Source organism: Methylibium sp., from assembly GCF_031393925.1.
Lineage (GTDB): Bacteria > Pseudomonadota > Gammaproteobacteria > Burkholderiales > Burkholderiaceae_C > Methylibium.
In genome coordinates, this window is record NZ_JANMWL010000141.1 from 1 (window position 1) to 17,759 (window position 17,759).

At 65.5% G+C, this 17,759-nt stretch carries 15 protein-coding genes and 2 pseudogenes; 4 read left to right on the forward strand and 13 right to left on the reverse strand.

What is annotated here, in order from left to right; translation table 11 throughout:
* The coding region (locus RMO12_RS08140; RefSeq protein WP_309638911.1) for an integrase core domain-containing protein at positions 1 to 306 on the forward strand (306 nt) is incomplete at its 5' end.
* Between the two features lie 116 nt (positions 307 to 422).
* Here the strand turns inward: RMO12_RS08140 and RMO12_RS08145 are convergent.
* The 5 genes and pseudogenes from RMO12_RS08145 to RMO12_RS08165 form a co-directional block, all read right to left on the reverse strand.
* Positions 423 to 551: pseudogene (locus RMO12_RS08145) on the reverse strand (transposase); the annotation flags it as partial.
* Positions 552 to 697: 146 nt separating this feature from the next.
* Positions 698 to 991 carry a hypothetical protein gene (locus tag RMO12_RS08150; protein ID WP_309625058.1) on the reverse strand — a complete coding sequence of 98 codons (294 nt, stop codon included), beginning with the start codon at positions 989 to 991 and terminating at the stop codon, positions 698 to 700.
* 87 nt (positions 992 to 1,078) lie between these two features.
* Complete coding sequence (locus tag RMO12_RS08155) at positions 1,079 to 1,702, reverse strand: methyltransferase domain-containing protein (protein ID WP_309638912.1); 624 nt, start codon at positions 1,700 to 1,702, stop codon at positions 1,079 to 1,081.
* A 138-nt stretch (positions 1,703 to 1,840) separates the two neighbouring features.
* Positions 1,841 to 3,907: an elongation factor G gene (gene fusA / locus RMO12_RS08160; RefSeq protein ID WP_309638913.1), complete on the reverse strand. Its 2,067-nt coding sequence runs from the start codon at positions 3,905 to 3,907 to the stop codon at positions 1,841 to 1,843.
* A 107-nt stretch (positions 3,908 to 4,014) separates the two neighbouring features.
* Positions 4,015 to 5,562, reverse strand: coding sequence for an AMP nucleosidase (locus RMO12_RS08165; protein WP_309625055.1), 1,548 nt, complete (start codon positions 5,560 to 5,562; stop codon positions 4,015 to 4,017).
* A gap of 140 nt (positions 5,563 to 5,702) precedes the next feature.
* On the opposite strand from RMO12_RS08165, the gene RMO12_RS08170 reads away from it, so the two are divergent.
* On the forward strand, positions 5,703 to 6,248 hold the full coding sequence (locus RMO12_RS08170; RefSeq protein ID WP_309625054.1) for a DUF3280 domain-containing protein: 546 nt from the start codon (positions 5,703 to 5,705) through the stop codon (positions 6,246 to 6,248).
* 189 nt (positions 6,249 to 6,437) lie between these two features.
* Here the strand turns inward: RMO12_RS08170 and RMO12_RS08175 are convergent, their stop codons facing one another.
* From RMO12_RS08175 to RMO12_RS08205, 7 genes are all read right to left on the reverse strand, one after another.
* Positions 6,438 to 7,412 (reverse strand): quinoprotein relay system zinc metallohydrolase 2, encoded by a 975-nt coding sequence (locus RMO12_RS08175; protein ID WP_309638914.1) that lies wholly within the window; start codon positions 7,410 to 7,412, stop codon positions 6,438 to 6,440.
* A gap of 7 nt (positions 7,413 to 7,419) precedes the next feature.
* Positions 7,420 to 7,794, reverse strand: coding sequence for a hypothetical protein (locus RMO12_RS08180; RefSeq protein ID WP_309638915.1), 375 nt, complete (start codon positions 7,792 to 7,794; stop codon positions 7,420 to 7,422).
* A gap of 8 nt (positions 7,795 to 7,802) precedes the next feature.
* Entirely contained in the window at positions 7,803 to 8,459 is a 657-nt protein-coding gene (locus RMO12_RS08185; protein WP_309638916.1) for a hypothetical protein, read from the reverse strand.
* Between the two features lie 62 nt (positions 8,460 to 8,521).
* Positions 8,522 to 9,541: a trypsin-like peptidase domain-containing protein gene (locus tag RMO12_RS08190; RefSeq protein ID WP_309638917.1), complete on the reverse strand. Its 1,020-nt coding sequence runs from the start codon at positions 9,539 to 9,541 to the stop codon at positions 8,522 to 8,524.
* Between the two features lie 31 nt (positions 9,542 to 9,572).
* Positions 9,573 to 10,448, reverse strand: a complete 876-nt coding sequence (locus RMO12_RS08195) for a substrate-binding domain-containing protein (protein ID WP_405029645.1) — start codon at positions 10,446 to 10,448, stop codon at positions 9,573 to 9,575.
* Positions 10,445 to 10,840: a c-type cytochrome gene (locus RMO12_RS08200; RefSeq protein ID WP_405029646.1), complete on the reverse strand. Its 396-nt coding sequence runs from the start codon at positions 10,838 to 10,840 to the stop codon at positions 10,445 to 10,447. Before RMO12_RS08200 ends, RMO12_RS08195 begins: the two co-directional genes overlap by 4 nt.
* Positions 10,841 to 10,961: 121 nt before the next feature.
* Positions 10,962 to 12,782 (reverse strand): methanol/ethanol family PQQ-dependent dehydrogenase, encoded by a 1,821-nt coding sequence (locus RMO12_RS08205; protein ID WP_405029647.1) that lies wholly within the window; start codon positions 12,780 to 12,782, stop codon positions 10,962 to 10,964.
* A gap of 243 nt (positions 12,783 to 13,025) precedes the next feature.
* Here RMO12_RS08205 and RMO12_RS08210 point away from each other — a divergent pair, with 243 nt between their 5' ends.
* Positions 13,026 to 13,826, forward strand: coding sequence for a DUF72 domain-containing protein (locus RMO12_RS08210; protein ID WP_309638919.1), 801 nt, complete (start codon positions 13,026 to 13,028; stop codon positions 13,824 to 13,826).
* Between the two features lie 256 nt (positions 13,827 to 14,082).
* On the opposite strand, the gene icmF is transcribed toward RMO12_RS08210, so the two are convergent.
* The gene (gene icmF / locus RMO12_RS08215) at positions 14,083 to 17,400 is read right to left on the reverse strand and encodes a fused isobutyryl-CoA mutase/GTPase IcmF (RefSeq protein WP_309638920.1); all 3,318 of its coding nucleotides are present in this window, start codon (positions 17,398 to 17,400) and stop codon (positions 14,083 to 14,085) included.
* A 145-nt stretch (positions 17,401 to 17,545) separates the two neighbouring features.
* Between icmF and RMO12_RS08220 the strand changes: the two are divergent.
* Positions 17,546 to 17,759: pseudogene (locus RMO12_RS08220) on the forward strand (hypothetical protein); the annotation flags it as partial.

A 17,759-nucleotide genomic window follows, 5' to 3' on the forward strand; every position in this document is an offset into this window, starting at 1 on the left:
CAGTACGTTTCGATCCGCTACCGCGAACGACTGGGCGAAGCGGGCATCCAGCCCTCGGTGGGCAGCAAGGGCGACAGCTACGACAACGCCCTGGCCGAAACGATCAACGGGCTGTACAAGGCCGAACTCATTCATCGTCGAGCGCCGTGGAAGACCAAAGAGGCCGTAGAACTGGCCACGCTGCAATGGGTTGCTTGGTTCAACAACCACCGCCTGCTGGAGCCCATCGGCTACATCCCGCCTGCAGAAGCTGAGCCAAACTATTACCGGCAACTCGCCAGTCAAGTCGCCACGGTGGCTGCCTGACTTAAACCAAACAGCCTCCACGAAATCCGGGGCGATTCAGCTCCTCGCTATCACCGCTGTTCAACGACTCCACGGCAGGCTTGGTGCGGCGTACGTCAAGACCCCGCGGCGCCAATCCAATTGGCGATCGCCTGTGCGGTGCAACCAAACTCACGCGCCAACTCCGCCGGGGTTCTGCCGGCACGCGCGAGTTCGATGATCTGCTGACGAAATTCCACCGGATAAGGCGGTCTGGTTCTGGGCATTGCGGACTCCTTCTTGCAACAGCGTAAGGTGTCCGTGAAAGTGGAGCAACTTCACAACGCCGCAAGAGCCGAACACAGGTGCTGAGGCGAAGCAAGCAAAGCCAAGCCAAGCACGCGGCCGGTTGCGCCCGCGTAAAGCGAGCAGCTCAGCCGGTGCTGGTTTCGCCGATCGCCGCCGCAGCCGCGGCTGCAGCCGCGAGCTTCTTGCTGCGTGGATTCTTCTCGCACAGCGGCTCGCAAACCGGCTGACTGCGTCCGAGCACCTTTTGCATGGTGCGTCGGTTGGGGGGCTGGTGGGCCCCGCAGAAGAAGCAAGACATCGTGTTGGTCGCACCGGAAAACGCGCCAGGGCGCGGCGAGAACGGCGATCCGGGTGCCTTGCTGGTGTAGCGCAGCCCGTCTTGCTGGATGCGGGTCGTGGTGTCTTTGCGTGAGGCCATGCCCGTATTGTCTCAGGCTCGGCTTACATTTGTCGGCGCGGGGCAACCCGCAGACGAGCGGTCGTGAATTCAAGCAGTAAGCGAACGCTATACGGACCCGCTGCGTCGTCGCAACAGCAGCCCCAGCTCGAACCAACCCTGCGCCGGGTGCGGCACGCAAGCATAGGGCGGGGCGGACCAGTCCCAGTGGCTGGCCGGCAGCAGGGCACGCAACGCGTTGATGTCCACGTGATAGGGCGGGCCTTCAATCCGTCCTTCGCCCGCCCCCTCTCGCCGTGCCTGCATCGCCAGCACAGCGAGCGTTCCGCCGGGACGCAGCCAGCGGCGTAGACGCTCTGCGTAGGCACTCCAGTGGTCGGGATGGAGTGCGCACAGGCAGGTCTGCTCGTAGGCCATGTCTAGCGGCGTGACCGGCAGCCACGCGAGCACGTCGGCATGCTGCACATCGGCGCTGAGCCCTGCACGCGCCAGGCGCTGGCGGGTTATGGAAATGGCCGCTGCCGCATAGTCGAGGCCGGTCACCGAGAAACCGGCACGAGCCAGCGTCTCGATCTCGTGTCCGCTGCCGCAGCCGGGCACTGCGATGCGCCCTGGCCGCAACGCGCCCTCGGCAAGCCAGGTCGCGAGCTGTGGACTGCTCGCGCCGCGGTCCCACGGCGTTTCGCCGCGCTCGAAACGTTGCTGCCAAAACGCTGCGTCGGGGCCGGCCATGCGGCAGTCTATGCGGCTCCGCGAGCCGCTATGGCTTGCGTCATGCGGCCCGCGCGTGCGTGGCGACCTGGCTCCAGATCATCAACGGGCTGCCGGCATTGCTCGCCGGTGCGTCGGGCCGGCGCGATACCGCAACGCTCAGTCTTCGTCCCGCACGCCGTGTTGGGCGATGAGCTGTTGCTGAACCGCGGGCGGTACCGCTTCGTAGTGGCTGAAGGCCAGCGTGTAGCGACCCTGGCCGCCGGTCATGGCGTTGAGCCGCGACTGGTAGTTCGCCAGCTCCGACAGCGGCACCAGACCCTGCACGGCAAGCAGCCCGGGCTGCACCGACGTGCTGCCGCTGACCTGCCCACGGCGCGCCGCGAGGTCACCGGTGAGGTCGCCCATGTGTGCCTCGGGGGCGGCGATTTCCACCGCCACGATCGGCTCCATCACGATCGGCCTCGCGTCGCGCACGGCCGCGGCAAAGGCTTTCTTCGCGGCGGTGATGAAGGCGATCTCCTTGCTGTCCACGCTGTGGTGCTTGCCGTCGTGTACCACCACGCGCACGTCGAGCACCGGATGGCCCGCGATCACGCCTTCGGCCATGGCCTGGCGCACGCCCTTCTCCACGGCCGGCATGAAGTTCGACGGGATCACGCCGCCCTTGACCGCATCGATGAACTCGAAACCGGCGCCGCGCGGCAAAGGTTCGACTCGCAGGTGTACCTCGCCGAACTGCCCCGCGCCGCCGGTCTGTTTCTTATGGCGGTACTGGCCCTCGGCCGCGATCGTCACCGTCTCACGGTAGGCGATACGCGGCGGCCGGGTCTTGACTTCGAAGCGATGCACTTCGCGCAGCCGCTGAAGTAGGGCGCGCAGGTGCAGTTCGCCCAAGCCCCACACGACGGTCTCGTTGGTGGCGGCAACCTGCTCGATGCGCAGGCACGGGTCTTCGGCCACCAGCTTTTGCATGATCTCCCACATGCGCTGCTCGTCGCCGTGGCGCGCCGGCTCGATCGCCAGACCATGCACCGGCACCGGAAACTGCAACGGCAGAAGGTGGATGTGCGCGTCCTCGGCGGCGTCGTGCAGCACCGCGTCGACGCGGATCTCGTCGACTTTGGCAACCGCGCACAGCTCGCCCGGGCCGGCGCTCGGCACTTCGACCAGCGCCTTGCCCTGCAGCAGGAACACATGGCCGACCTTGAAGGGCGTGCGCGCGTCGCCGATATAGAGCTGGCTGTCGCGCGCAACCGTGCCCTGGTGTATGCGAAAGATGCCGAGCTTGCCGACATAGGGATCGTTGGTCTGCTTGAAGACATGCGCAAGCACATGCAGGCCCGGGTCGGGGCGAACTTCGATGGGCACCGCGTCCTGGCCTTCGCCGTGCAGGTACTGCGGTGGGTTGGCCTCGCTCGGGTTGGGCATCAGCGCCACCAGCACGTCCAGCAATTCGGCGATGCCGGTGCCCTGGCGCGCCGAGACGAAGCAGATCGGGATCAGATGGCCTTCGCGCAGCGCCTGCTCGAGCGGCGCGTGCAGCTCGCGCGCGTCGACATCGCCCTCGTCGAGGTAGCGCTCGACCAAGCCCGGGTCGACCTCGACCACCTGCTCGACCAGCGCGCGATGCGCGGCGGCGACCGAGGAGAAGTCAGCTTCATGACCGGGCCGGGCCTCGGGATCGAAGAAGCAGTCGACCACCTCGCGCCCGCCCGCGGCCGGCAAATTGAGCGGCAGGCACATGGTGCCGAACGCAGCGCGCAGCTGATCGACCAGCGCGGCGAGATCCACGCCCTGCACGTCGATCTGGTTGACGATCAGCAACCGGCACAGGCCGCGCCTGGCCGCCACATCCATGAAGCGCCGCGTCGCTGGCTCGATGCCGCGCGACGCGTCGATCACCACGGCCGCGGTCTCGACCGCTTCAAGTGCCGTGAGTGCCGGGCCGATGAAGTCGGGATAGCCGGGCGTGTCGATCAGGTGTACCCGCGTGTCACGGTGATGCAGGTGGACGAGCGTGCTGTTGAGCGAATGCTGGAACTGGTGCTCGAGCGGGTCGAAATCACTCACCGTGCTGCCGCGCTCCACGCTGCCGGGCGCGCCGATGACGCCGGCGCGGTGCAGCAGCGCTTCGATCAGCGTGGTCTTGCCGGCGGCGCTGGCGCCGACAAGTGCCAGCGTGCGCAGTGCTGCGGTGTTGCTGGGGCGCGGGGGCAGGGGCATGGCGCACTCCTTGGCGACCTGGGGGCGCCGCGAATCGGTCGCGGATGGTCGCAGGTTATTGGATCGCTTGATTCAGCACAAGCGTCGTTGCGGCGTGCGCCTCACCGCTACTGGAACGCCACTTCGGCAAAGCTTCGGAGCTTGCGGCTGTGCAACTGGTCAACACCGTTCCTGCGCAGCAGCTCGATAGCGCGCAGGCCGATGCGCAGGTGCTGGTTGACGCGCTCGCGATAGAAATGATCGGCCATGCCCGGCAGCTTGATCTCGCCATGCAGCGGCTTGTCGGACACACACAGCAGCGTGCCATAAGGCACGCGGAAGCGAAAGCCGTTGGCGGCGATGGTCGCGCTTTCCATGTCGAGCGCGATCGCGCGGCTCTGGCTGAAGCGGCGCTCGGGTGTGCTCGGTTGGTGGTGAAACGGCAGCAACTCCCAGTTGCGGTTGTCGGTCGAGGCGACGGTGCCGGTGCGCATGACGCGCTTCAACTCACTGCGCTCGAGCCGAGTCACGTCGGCCACCGCCGATTCGAGCGCCACCTGCACTTCGGCGAGCGGCGGGATCGGAACCCACAAGGGCAGTTCCTCGTCAAGCACATGGTCCTCGCGCACATAGCCGTGCGCCAGCACGTAGTCGCCCAGGCGCTGCGTGGTGCGCAGGCCGGCGCAGTGGCCGAGCATGATCCAGGCATGCGGGCGCAGCACTGCGATATGGTCGGTGATGGTCTTGGCGTTGCTCGGGCCGACACCGATGTTGACCATGGTGATGCCGGCGCGGTCACGCCGCAGCAAATGGTAGGCCGGCATCTGCGGCATGCGCGGCGGCGCAGTGCCGAGAAAGTCGCCCGGCTCGAGGGTGCAGCCGGTGCGCCGCATCACCACGTTGCCAGGTTCGACGAAGCCGACGTAGCTGTCGTCTTCGCCGCTGGAGCCGCCTTCGAACAGGGGCGCCTCGCCTCGCGCGGTGTGCATCAGCTCGTGGCCGAGCTTGACGAATTCGTCGATGTAGAACTGGTAGTTCGTGAACAGCACGAAGTTCTGGAAGTGCTCGGGTGCGGTGCCCGTGTAGTGGCGCAGCCGGTGCAGCGAGTAGTCGATGCGCGGGGCGGTGAAGAGCGCCAGCGGATGTACTACCTGGCCCTGGGCGTCATGCACCGGCTCGTCGGTGCCGTTGGCAATGCCGTCGTCCATGGCGGCGAGGTCGGGCAGGTCGAACCAGTCGCGCATGAGCGCGCGCCGCTCGGCGCTGAGCGTGCCTTCGAGGTGTTCATGCTCGGCAAGCGAGAAGTGGGCCGGGATTGGCTGCGTGCTGGTGCCGATCTCCAGCGCGACGCCATGGTTGCGCAGCAGCAGGGTGAACTGATCGAGCAGGTAGCTGCCGAACAGGTCGGGCCGCGTGAGCGTGGTTTCGTAGCGTCCCGGGCCGGCGACGAAGCCGTAGGCCAGCGGCGTCTCGGCGCGCGCCACCGTGGCGGTGTGTACCGCCACGTAGGGGTAGCAGGCGCGGGCGCGCCGGCTCAGCGATTCGCCGGCCACGAAGCGGCGCAGTTGATCACGCAGCCCGGTTAGGCCCGCCGCGTAACGCACACGCACCTCGGCAAGGGCCGCTGCAGGGTCGGTGAAATGCTGCGCGGGGACGGTCGGGGGTGGTGCGCTCATCAGAGCCATTCTGGCGGCGATTGGTCAAAGCGGGGGCGGGGGCCTGATCACGCGCAATCCGGTACGCTCCGGCAAACCTGCGTTCGCTCTGGCGCATCATTCCAGAGAAATTCTCAGTCAACCAACGATCCGAAACCATCATGCGACGTCGACCCTTGCTCACCTGTTTCACTGCCGCTCTCGGTCTGGCGGCACTGCCTGTGCTGGGTCAGGGCACCGCGCCAAGTCTGCGCAGCATCGTCGTGCTCGACATGGAGCTGGTTGACGAGCAGAACAACCCTGCCACCGTAAAGGCGCAGGAACTGAGGTTGAGTGCGGCGCACGCGCAGCTGCAAAAAGAACTGACCGACTATCAGCTCTACCGGGTGGTCGATTCGGCGCCCACGGCCGAATTGCAGCGCAAGTTGCACGCACAGCAGGCGTTTCTCTACCGATGCGACGATTGCGCTTATCAGATCGGCCTTAAGGCGGGCGCCGATCTGGTGATGGCCACTTGGGTGCAGAAGGTGAGCGAACTGATCCTCAACTTCAATGTCGAGATTCACGACGTGGCGCAGCAGAAGGTGTTGCTGAGCAAGTCGGTCGACATGCGCGGCAACGAGGACGTGTCGTGGACGCGCGCGGTCCATTACCTGGTTCGCGACATGTCGGAAAAGCGTGCTAAGAATTCGAAATACGGGCTTTGACGAGGGCCGCGACGGCCGTTGTTCTCGTCGCAATGCTCGAGCCGCCGAGAGTAACCAGTGGCGGTGGCGAGCGCAGGTCACGCAGGTGGGGCTCGTGGAGCCGGCTTGTTGACTTGTCGTCGGCCCCAACGGCCTGCATGCTGTTCGGGCTCGCCGACGAACAGCGCAGGCGCTGCTCGTTAAACCGGCTCACTCCCATTCCAGTTCGGCATACGCGGCGATGACGTTGCGTTCGTGAAAGATGTCGAGCAGGCGCCATGACGGACTGTCGGGGCGGATGCGCTCCACCGCCTGGGACAGGCCCAGGCCTTCCTTGATGGCGCGGCGTACGTCGGCCTGCAGGTGTTCCAGGTAACGCTGTTGCTTATCAAGGGCGCCAGGCCAGTCGGTGCTCGGCGCACCGTGGCCTGGAACGACGGTCTTGACGTCCCGCCAGGCGCGCAACTGCGCCAGCACATTGAGCCAGCCGCCAAGCCGTCCATCGACCACCGGCGTGTGCTCGACGAACAGCAAGTCGCCAAGGAACAGCGTGCCGCTGCGCTCATCGAGCACGCTCAGGTCCGCATCGGTGTGGGCGGTGGGCCAGGCGGTCAGGCGCAGCGTGCGGCCGCCGCCCAAGTCGATCGCGAGGGTGCCTTCGACCTGCACCGTCGGCAGCACGAGGCGCACTGCATCGGCATCCGCCGCGCCGAAGTCGCGTCTGAGCGCATTCAAGTAGGCTGACCCACGCGCCGCCAGTGCGGCCCCCAGGCGCGCGTGGCCGACAAAGAGCGGCGGCGCACGTCCGGGGTTGGCGGCTTCGGCGAACACGCTGTTGCCCAGCACGTGATCCGGGTGCGCGTGCGTGTTGATCACATAGCACACCGGCAGGCTGGTCTGCTGCCGCAGTGCCGTGAGCAGGCGCCGCGCGACGGCGGCGCTGCCGCCGCTGTCGATCACCGCGGCGCAGCGCGTGCCCACCACCACGCCGCTGTTGGCCACATCGCCCTGGTTGGCGGGCCCCCAGTCGGCGAGCACGCCGCGGTGCAGGTAGACGCCGGGAGCAAGCGGCTGCAGTGCGGCTGCGGCAGGTGCAGTGGCCGCAACGGCGCACGCCAGCGTGCCGCAGAGCAAAGTGAGTGCGGCGCCACGGCGCCATGCCGCGGCGCAGTGGAGTCGCTTCACCGCCAAGCTACTTGGCGTCGACGTTGATGAAGCAGCTCTTCTTGGCAGCCGCTTGCAAGGTGCGGAAGCGCTTGATCTGGTCCTGCATGCCGGCGGAGTCGCGGATCATATTGCCTCGTTCTCCGCTGATGCTGTTGGCGTTGGTGGCAGTACTCATGGTGTCGAAGTCGTCCGGACTCACCTGGGCGGCAATCTTGTCGATCACGCAGGAGCACTTGTTGACCATCTCGTAGTGCGCGCCGGGATACTGACGCATGCACTCCTGCACGTAAAGCACGCGGTCGGCGGTGGGGTAGTCGTGAGCCGCAGCCGAGCTGCCGATGATCGCGAGCGTCGCCCCGAGCGCCAGGGCGGACAGCAGTTTGCGCAGGACAGGGCTCATGAGATCACTCATTTCTTGTTGCCGGCAGGCGCTGCGTCGGGCCCGGCCAGAGTCAGGGTTTCTTCCATCACCGGAGCGTCGCTCGGCAGCGCGCCCGGCAGCGCGGTGCGCACCTGGTAGACGCCGCCTGGCACGGCGCTGGCCAGCACGAAGGTGTAGCGCTTGTCCGCATAGCGTTCATAGCGATTGCGCGCCGGATCGGTGGCATACGGCGTCAGCGTGACTTCCTGAGCAGGCACCTGACGACCCTGAAAGGTGACGGTCGTGTCCCGCACCTTCGCCTCGTCAACCAGAGTCTTGCGGATGCGATTCCTGAAATAGTTGCCCGACTTGCGGCTGGTCAGACGTGCCATTTCGCGGATGTCGTACTCCAGGAAATACAGGATCACCGGGTTGGGTTGGGCCTCGGCAATCTCGGGCAGCTTGACTTCACGCTCGCCCGAAAGAAATTTGCCCTGCACCGAGCAACATTTTTCTGCGCTGCGCTTCACATCGATTTGCACATCGTCGCGGAAGCCAGCTTCCTGGCTGCCCGACTTGACGAAGGTGTAGTGCAGCGAGCCCGGCGCTTTGACGTTTGCCAGGTGGTGGTCGGTAAAGACAAGCTTTTCAGCTTGCGAGAACTCGTTCTGGTCAGCGGCGAGCGCCGGCAGCGCAGCGGCCAAGGCGAACGCCACGGCACCGACGGCCGTGCGGTGTGCCGGCGGGGAAAAGACTTGCGATAGCTTCATTGACGTTCCAGTTCGATCGAGAGTTCATTCGCCTGCTTCGGGTCCAGCGAGGCGAGTCGGGTCAGCGCACGGCGCATGTCTTGCTGCTGGCCCTGACGTTTGTAGACAGTGGCCAGCCGCGCCCAGGCGCGCACGTAGTTCGAATCAATTTCCAGGCAGCGTTGCAGCGCTGCAATCGAGGCGTTGTGGCGCTTCAAGCCATCGTAGGCCAGGCCCAGCAAATAGGCCGCTTCAGGGTCGTCTTGCGCCTCACGCGACCAGCGCTCGGCCAGCTGCGCCAGCGCCTGCCACTGCTCGTTTTGCTCGAGGGTGGCGGCCTGCAGGAAAAAAGGCTGCGCGTCGGCGCTTTCCTCCCAGAAGGTCTTGCCTTGCAAGGGCGCGACGGAGACGAAGTCGCGCTCGATTGGCAGTCGGGCGAGCAGCCAGTCGGCGGGTGCGGCAAAGTAATGGGCGGCTCCGCCGCGCAGCCGGAACGTCAGGATGCCCACCAGCGCGCCGCTGGCGTCGAACAGCCCGCCGCCGCTGGCGCCGGAGTTGAACCAGTTGCTGCTCTGCACGATCTCGCTGCCGTCGTAGCGGTGCAGGGCGACGACTTCGCCCTCGCTCAGTTGCATGCCGACGCCGCCGGTATAGCCCATCGCCATGAGACTCTGCCCCACGCGCAGCGCCGAGGCGCGTGCGATGCGCACCGGCTCTCCTTCCAATTGCGGCACCCGCAGCAGGCAAAGATCGTGTTGTAAGTCCGCAGATTGCAGCGTCGCGGTCCAACGCACCCCGCCCTTGACCACATGCACGCGCGCGGCGTGACGCGTGACGTGGCAGTTCGTCACCACTTGGCCCGCGCCGACGATGACGCCTGAGCCGAGTTGAAAGCGGCCCTCGGGTGTGAGCGCCTCGATCTTGAGCACACTGGGCGCCACCTCGATCAGCGCGGCGCGATCGATCGGTTGTGCCACCGCGGCGAGCGCCGCAGCACTGCCGAGCAAGGTGCTCGCAAAACGCCGTTTCAGTCGCATAGGCAGCTGGTCACCCGACTCGCGTGCCGACTCACTGCCGCGGCGCCGCAGGCGCCGGCTCGTCCTCGAGCAGGGGCACGCCGTAGTCACGCAGGATCGCGAGAATTTCGGGCCGGCGTTTTTCGATCAGCGTCTCGATCTGCTGCTTCCATTCGCGCTCGCCGTAACGCACGCCCATGGCCATGGAGTAGTCGAACTTGACGCCGGGCTCGGAGCGCATTGGCAACATCGTTAATTTCGCTTGTTGCACCTGCTTGGCGAAGTAACCGGCGATCGGACCCCACACGATGGCAGCGTCGAGTTTTCCGGCGGCGAGGTCTTTCTCGATGATCTGACCTGGATACTGGTTCGGGTCTGCATTGAGGATCTGGTAGGGCACGCCCTGCTCGACAAGCTTGTATTTGTTGAGCCAGTCGTTTGCGGGCGAGCGGTCGTAGACACCGATGCGCAACTTCTCGAGCGTGGAACGGTCAAGTTTGAGGAATTCTTCGACCGACTTCACGCCGTCCAGGCCTTTGCCCTGAGCAAACACGAGCGCATAGGTCGAGCGGTAGTAAGGCTTGGTCGCAGAGACCTGGTCGAAGCCCGCGGGCACGCCCATCACGATGTCACAGCGAAAGTCTTCGCCGGGCACCTTGTAGCGCAGCGTGTTGCGAATGAAACCCAGGCGCTGGGGGAACGAGTAATACTCGACCGGCAACCCAAGATCCTTGGCGAACAATTCGGCGATCTTGTTCTCGTAGCCCTCGCCCTTGAGGTTGGAAAAGGGCAGGTTGTTCGGGTCCTGACAAACGCGGAACGACTGGCGCGGCGGTGCGTCCTGCGCAACGACGGGCGCTCCAGCAGCCCCCAGCAAAGCCAGCGCGACCAGCCCGCGGGCAGTCAAGCTCCGGCGTTGTTTTTTCATTGGACTTCTTCGACCTTGGAGCGTGTGATGGCACCGTCGGAGCGACCCTTCAAGTAGGCGTAAAGCTGGTCGATGTTGTCCATGACTTGCTTGTTGGTGCCAAAACTCTGCATGCCCTTTTCGAGCCGGCCATCGCGCACCGTCTTGACGAACTCTTCCTTCGTCAGTGTCTTGAGGCTGTTGACCAACGAGGGGCCGACCATGCCTTCCTGGTTGGCGCCATGGCAGCGGTCGCAGGCGGCGGCACGCCAGGTGCGAAAGCCCTTCATGGTGTTGGCATCGACCTTGTAGCCGTCAACCACGTTGTAGAGCGGCTGCTTGGCGTCCTGCGCCTGTGCGAGCGAAACGCCGGCGCACAGCACGACGCCGAGAAGGGAAAAGCGATACATCATGATCAACCCGGGGAATTGAAGACTCTCGTTGAACGAAAAAGGGATGGTGAGCGTTGACCGTTCACCATCCCCGCAGTCAAGTCGTCGTGGGGGCGAGCCCCACGACCTAACAGTTCACAGATCAGTTCGGCAATGCCCAGACCGTCAGCGAGCCGCCGAGTTCCGTGTACTGGTTCAGTTCACGGTAGCCGCCCACGGCGCCCAGACCGTCGGTGTCCTTCTCGAGGCCAGCCGCCATGCCGATACCGGCCCAGCCGCCAATGCCCGAGAACGTACCGAGGTACTGCTTGCCCTTGTGCTCGTAGGTGAACATGTTGCCGATGATGCCGGACGGAGTCTTGAACCTGTAGAGCTCCTTGTTGATGTCCTTGGCATCGACGCACTTGAAGTGGCCTTCGAGCGTGCCGTAGCAAGACAGACCGCCCGCGGTGTTGAGCACGCCGCTCCACACCGAGAACTTCTCAGCCTTGCTCTGCACGATCTTGCCAGTGCCCGCGTCCCAGGCGATGAAGTTGCCCATGCCGCCATGGCTTCCCGGGGCCGGGAACATGGAGAGCGTGGCGCCCACATACGGCTGACCCGCGGTGTATTCGACCTTGAACGGCTCGTAGTCCATGCAGACGTGGTTCGTCGGCACGTAGAAGAGCTTGGTGTTCGGGTCGAACGAGGCCGGCTGCTGGTCCTTCGTACCCAACGCCGCCGGGCAAACGCCCTTGGTGTTGACGTCCGGGCCGTTCTGCGCGGTCGAGTACTGCTTGAGCACCTGGGGACGGCCCGTCTTCATGTCGACGTGCGAGGCCCAGTTGACCTTCGGGTCGTACTTCTCGGCCACCAGGAGCGCGCCCGTGACGCGGTCCATCGTGTAGCCGAAGACGTTACGGTCGAAGTGCACCAGCGCCTTGGTCGGCTTGCCCTTCACGTTGATGTCCGCGAGGATCATCTCGTTGATGCCGTCGAAGTCCCACTCGTCGTACGGGGTCATCTGGTAGACCCACTTGGCCATGCCGGTGTCGACGTCACGCGCGAAGATGGTCATGGACCACTTGTTGTCGCCAGGACGCTGCGCCGGGTTCCACGTCGACGGGTTGCCCGTGCCGTAGTACATCAGGTTGAGCGCCTTGTCGTAGCTGTACCAGCCCCAGGTGGTGCCGCCACCGATCTTCCACTGGTCACCCTTCCAGGTCTTCAGCGAAGAGTCCTTGCCGACCGGCTTCATTGCACCGTCGGTCCAGGTCATGGTCTTGTCGGGGTCGATCAGCATCTCGGCGTCGGGACCGACGCTGTAGCCCTTCCAGGCCAGCTTGCCGTCCTTCAGGTTGTAGGCGGCGATGAAGCCGCGCACGCCCCACTCACCGCCGGAGATGCCGGTGATGACCTTGTCCTTGAAGACGTGCGGCGCGTTGGTGTTGACGGCGCCCAGCTTCGGATCACCGTTCTTCACGCTCCACAGCACCTTGCCGCTCTTGGCGTCGAGTGCCACGAGGTTGGAGTCGGCCTGTTGCAGGATGACCTTGCCTTCGGCATACGCCAGACCGCGGTTGACGGTGTCGCAGCACATCTGCGGAATGACCGCGGGATCTTGCTTCGGCTCGTACTTCCACAGGATTTTCTGCGTGTCGAGATCGATCGCGAAAACCTTGTTCGGGAACGGCGAATGCAGGAACATCTTGCCGTCGATCACCAAGGGCGAGCCCTCGTGGCCGCGCAGCACGCCGGTGGAGAACGTCCACGCCACTTGCAGGTTCTTCACGTTGCCCGTGTTGATCTGCTTGAGCTGGCTGTAGCGCTGGTTGTACATGTCTCCAGCTTGAACGGCCCAATTCTTGGAATTGGCAATGTTCTTTTCCACATCGGCGTTCGCTTGCACGACCGCAGGCACTGCAAGCAGTGCCAATCCGAGGGGGCGCATCAGGCGCCAACCCGAATGCATAGACAATTTCATCGTCGTCTCCAGTGTAGGAAGTGGTGGGTAAAGCTTTGGGATTGCTCCGTAGCGCTCCCCGACGCTTTTGTATTCCCACGGCCCATTGCCAGATACCTAGGACGTACCCTGAGCGGCTTTGAAGCCGCCTTGCGGCTTGACTCAGAATCGAACAAGCATCAGGGGTTGCACGGGGGTGTCCATCGCTTGTCGGCGCGAGGGGCGTGCGGCGCGACGCGAACGAGTGAGCGCAGGAGAATTGTTATGGCGAAACCACTCAACATTCACGTCGGCATCGGCGGCTGGACCTACGCGCCTTGGCGCAATAATTTCTACCCCGAAGGCTGGCCGCAGGCCCGCGAACTCGAATACGCCGCTTCGCGTCTGAGCGCCATCGAGATCAACGGCACCTACTACAGCACTCAGAAGCCGGCCAGCTTTGCCAAGTGGCGCGACGCCACGCCCGAGCGGTTCATGTTCTCGCTCAAGGCCCCGCGCCATGCCACGAACCGGCGCGTGCTGGCGGAGGCGGGCGAATCGATCGAGCGCTTTGTTGGCAGCGGCATCGCCGAACTGGGCCACAAGCTGGGTCCGATCGTCTGGCAATTCGCTCCGACCAAGCACTTCGAGCCGCAGGACTTCGGAGCCTTCCTCACGCTACTGCCTCGCGAAGTCGGTGGCCTGACGTTGCGCCACGCCATGGAGGTGCGTCATGCCAGCTTCATGTGTGCCGACTACCTTGCGCTAGTACGTCGGCACCGCGTGGCGACGGTGTTCACGGATTCGAACGAGCACCCATCGTTCGCGGATCTGACCGGCGACTTCGTTTATGCGCGGTTGATGCGCGCCGAGGCCGGTCTGAAGCACGGCTACGCGCCCAAGGCGCTCGACCAATGGGCCGCGGCCGCGCGGGAGTGGGCCGCCGGAGGCGAACCGGTGGGACTACCGCGCGCCGGCGAATCTGCTGCAAGGACCAAGCCGTGCGACGTATTCGTCTACTTCATCAATGGTGCCAAGGAGCGGGCGCCCGCTGCGGCGCTGTTTCTGATCGAGCGGCTGGCGTAGCGATCGGTCCGAGCGCGTCCACGCGCCGACGTTCAGGCGCTGAAGCGCTCGCCGAGCAGCCAGTTGACGACGCAGCTGCGTCGTCACCCTGCCGAGCAGGGTGTCGAAATCGCCATGGGGAGATCGAGGATGCGCACGCCCGCCGAGCGGCTGTTGGGGGCGTGAAAGAAGCGACGCGGCGGGATCCAGGCATGACGGCAGCCTTGCGGGGGCTGTGCAACGAGCTGCAGTCCAGCCACGCCGGTGGTGCGACCGCTCACATGCTCCTGCGGTACTGCCCGCCCACTTCGAACAGCGCGCTCGTGATCTGCCCGAGCGAGCACACCCGCACGGCATCCATCAGCACCTCGAACACGTTGCGGTTTTCGATTGCCGCTTGCTGCAGGCGAGCGAGCATCGCCGGGGATTCCTTGGCGTGGCGCGCCTGGAACTCGGCCAGCCGCTCGAGCTGCGACTGCTTTTCTTGTTCGGTCGAGCGCGCCAGTTCCACCACTTGGAGCGTTGCGTCGCCGTGCGGATTGCGAAAGGTGTTCACGCCGATGATGGGCAGCTCGCCGGTGTGCTTTTGCATCTCGTAATGCATGCTTTCGTCCTGGATGCGACCGCGCTGGTAGCCGGTCTCCATGGCGCCGAGCACGCCACCGCGTTCGCTGATGCGCTCGAACTCCGTCAGAACCGCCTCTTCCACCAGCTCGGTCAGCTCGTCGATGATGAAGGCGCCCTGATTGGGGTTCTCGTTCTTCGCCAGGCCCCATTCGCGGTTGATGATCAGCTGGATCGCCATCGCCCGGCGCACGCTTTCCTCGGTGGGCGTGGTGATCGCCTCGTCGTAGGCGTTGGTGTGCAGCGAATTGCAGTTGTCGTAGACCGCGATCAGCGCCTGCAAGGTGGTGCGAATGTCATTGAAGGCGATCTCCTGCGCATGCAGCGAACGCCCCGACGTCTGCACGTGGTACTTCAATTTCTGGCTGCGTTCGTTGGCGCCGTACTTCTCCTTCATCGCCACCGCCCAGATGCGGCGCGCCACGCGGCCGAGCACGTTGTACTCGGGGTCCATGCCGTTGGAGAAGAAGAAGCTCAGGTTGGGCGCGAAGTCGTCGATGTGCATGCCGCGTGCGAGGTAGGCCTCCACGAAGGTAAAGCCGTTGGACAAGGTCATCGCCAGCTGCGAGATCGGGTTCGCGCCGGCCTCGGCGATGTGGTAGCCGCTGATCGACACCGAGTAGAAATTGCGCACGTCGTGGTGCACGAAAAATTCCGCGATGTCGCCCATCACCTTGAGCGAGAACTCGGTCGAGAAGATGCAGGTGTTCTGGCCCTGGTCTTCCTTCAAGATGTCGGCCTGCACCGTGCCGCGCACGTTGGCGAGCACCCAGGCGCGGATCTTGGCCGTCTCGGTGTCGGTCGGCTCGCGAGCGTTGTCGAGCTTGAACTTCGCCAGGTTCTGGTCGATCGCGGTGTTCATGAACATCGCCAGAATGGTGGGTGCCGGGCCGTTGATCGTCATGCTCACCGACGTGCTCGGGCTGGTGAGATCGAAGCCCGAATACAGCACCCTCATGTCGTCAAGTGTCGCGATCGACACGCCCGAGTTGCCGACCTTGCCGTAGATGTCGGGCCGGATCGCCGGGTCGTGGCCGTAGAGCGTGACCGAGTCGAAGGCGGTGGAAAGCCGCTTGGCCGGCAAGCCCTCGCTCACCATCTTGAAGCGCCGGTTGGTGCGAAAGGCGTCGCCCTCGCCGGCGAACATGCGCGTCGGGTCTTCACCTTCGCGCTTGAAGGCGAACACGCCGGCCGTGTAGGGGTAGCTGCCGGGCACGTTCTCCAGCATCAGCCATGCGAGCAACTCGCCGTGGTCCTCATAGCGCGGCAGTGCCACTTTGCGCACCTTGGTGCCCGAAAGCGTCGTCGTCACCAGCGCGGTGCGGATTTCCTTGTCGCGGATCTTTACCACGTACTCGTCGCCGGCGTAGGCGATCTGCATCTCGGGCCACTGCCCGAGCAGCTTGCGGGCGTCGCCGTCCAGGCGCGCCTCGCGCTCCTCGGCGAGGTTGGCCGCCGCTTCGGCGGCGCGCGGCTTGTCGGGCTTGCCGGCGGTCAGCATGCGCGCCGCGGCGCGCAGTTGCTGCGCCTCGCGCGCCAGCGCCGCCTGCCCGCGAGCGCGCCGCTTGTAGCCGCGCACGGTGTCGCTGATCTCCGCCAGGTAGCGGGTGCGCGCGGCCGGCACGATCGGCGTTTGGTTGCTGCTGTGACGCACGCTCGACCGAGGCAGCCGGCCGTCTTGCAGCGGCAGGCCCAGTTCTGCCAGGCGCGTCACGAGCGCCTGGTAAAGCGCCGTCACGCCGTCGTCGTTGAAGCGGCTGGCCATGGTGCCGAACACCGGCATCTCCTCGGGCCGCTTGCCGAACGCCTCGCGGTTGCGCTGCACCTGCTTGGCCACGTCGCGCAGCGCGTCGGCGGCGCCCTTGCGGTCGAACTTGTTGATCGCCACGAACTCGGCGAAGTCGAGCATGTCGATCTTCTCGAGCTGGCTGGCGGCGCCGAACTCCGGTGTCATCACGTACACCGGCACGTCGACATGCGCGACGATGGCCGCGTCGCCCTGGCCGATGCCCGACGTCTCGACGATCACCAGATCAAAGCCGGCCGCCTTGCACGCGGCCAGCACGTCGGGCAAGGCCGCGCTGATTTCGCTGCCGGCTTCGCGCGTGGCGAGGCTGCGCATGTAGACGCGCGCGCCGCCGTCTCGTGCTGCCGCGCCCTCGGGCCGCGTCCACGGCGCGATGGCGTTCATGCGAATGCGGTCGCCGAGCAGCGCGCCGCCGCTCTTGCGGCGCGACGGGTCGATCGAGATCACGGCGATGTGGAGCCGGTCGGCCTGGTCGAGGCGGATGCGCCGGATCAGCTCGTCGGTGAGGCTCGACTTGCCCGCGCCGCCGGTGCCGGTGATGCCGAGCACGGGCACCTTCGCGGTGGCCGCCGCCGCGTGCAGCGCTGCCTTCAGGGCCGGCTCTGCGCTGCCGTTCTCGAGCGCGGTAATGGTCTGCGCCAGCACCCGCCAGGCGGCCTGGCCGTGGCCGCGCAGGCGGGTCGCGTCCATGGGTGCGACGTCCGCGGACGACTGGTCGCAGCGCATCACCATCTCGCCGATCATGCCGGCCAGCCCCATGCGCTGCCCGTCTTCGGGACTGAAGATGCGCACGCCGTGGGCGGCCAGGTCGGCAATCTCGGACGGCACGATTACACCGCCGCCGCCGCCGTAGACGTGAATGTGCGCGCCGCCGCGCTCGCGCAGCAACTCCACCATGTACTTGAAGTATTCGACATGGCCGCCCTGGTAGGAACTGACCGCGATGCCCTGGGCGTCCTCTTGCAGCGCCGCAGTCACCACCTCGTCGACTGAGCGGTTGTGGCCGTGGTGGATCTCCTCGGCGCCCATGCTCATGAGAATGCGCCGCATGATGTTGATCGAGGCGTCGTGGCCGTCGAACAACGACGCTGCGGTCACGAAGCGCAGCTTGCGGGTCGGGCGGTAGTCGGCGAGGGCCTGGTGGTCGGCGGACAGATCGGTCATGGCAGTTCCTGGAGGGCGGTTCCCGCGCGGTTGACCTTTACGTAAACGTCAACTCGGCGGCGATGCTAGCAGGTGGGTTGCGGGGGTGGGAGTGGGCGGCCGGACGCGCCACAATGCGCCCGGCACGGCTGACTCCGCAAGCACCTTGACTGCCCCACCCTCCAAGACCGCGCTCGGGCAGGAGGAGTTGCGCCTTCGCACGCGCAAGCTGAGCCAGCGCCACCGCACCGTGCTGTTGCTCGTCGACGGCAAGCGCAGCCTCGAAGCGGTGCTGGAGCTGGCGCAAAAGGCCGGCGCGGCGCCGTCGTTCTTCGACGAACTGGTCGCGCTGTCCCTGGTCGAGGTGCATGCGGCTCCCG

What these genes read in the sequence shown, in the direction of transcription:
- RMO12_RS08190 (WP_309638917.1), bottom strand. Translation starts at nt 9,541, where the DNA reads ATGCGACTGAAACGGCGTTTTGCGAGCACCTTGCTCGGCAGTGCTGCG.
- RMO12_RS08205 (WP_405029647.1), bottom strand. Translation starts at nt 12,782, where the DNA reads ATGAAATTGTCTATGCATTCGGGTTGGCGCCTGATGCGCCCCCTCGGA.
- RMO12_RS08210 (WP_309638919.1), top strand. Translation starts at nt 13,026, where the DNA reads ATGGCGAAACCACTCAACATTCACGTCGGCATCGGCGGCTGGACCTAC.
- fusA (WP_309638913.1), bottom strand. Translation starts at nt 3,907, where the DNA reads ATGCCCCTGCCCCCGCGCCCCAGCAACACCGCAGCACTGCGCACGCTG.
- RMO12_RS08170 (WP_309625054.1), top strand. Translation starts at nt 5,703, where the DNA reads ATGCGACGTCGACCCTTGCTCACCTGTTTCACTGCCGCTCTCGGTCTG.
- RMO12_RS08155 (WP_309638912.1), bottom strand. Translation starts at nt 1,702, where the DNA reads ATGGCCGGCCCCGACGCAGCGTTTTGGCAGCAACGTTTCGAGCGCGGC.
- RMO12_RS08200 (WP_405029646.1), bottom strand. Translation starts at nt 10,840, where the DNA reads ATGATGTATCGCTTTTCCCTTCTCGGCGTCGTGCTGTGCGCCGGCGTT.
- RMO12_RS08195 (WP_405029645.1), bottom strand. Translation starts at nt 10,448, where the DNA reads ATGAAAAAACAACGCCGGAGCTTGACTGCCCGCGGGCTGGTCGCGCTG.
- icmF (WP_309638920.1), bottom strand. Translation starts at nt 17,400, where the DNA reads ATGACCGATCTGTCCGCCGACCACCAGGCCCTCGCCGACTACCGCCCG.
- RMO12_RS08180 (WP_309638915.1), bottom strand. Translation starts at nt 7,794, where the DNA reads ATGAGCCCTGTCCTGCGCAAACTGCTGTCCGCCCTGGCGCTCGGGGCG.
- RMO12_RS08165 (WP_309625055.1), bottom strand. Translation starts at nt 5,562, where the DNA reads ATGAGCGCACCACCCCCGACCGTCCCCGCGCAGCATTTCACCGACCCT.
- RMO12_RS08150 (WP_309625058.1), bottom strand. Translation starts at nt 991, where the DNA reads ATGGCCTCACGCAAAGACACCACGACCCGCATCCAGCAAGACGGGCTG.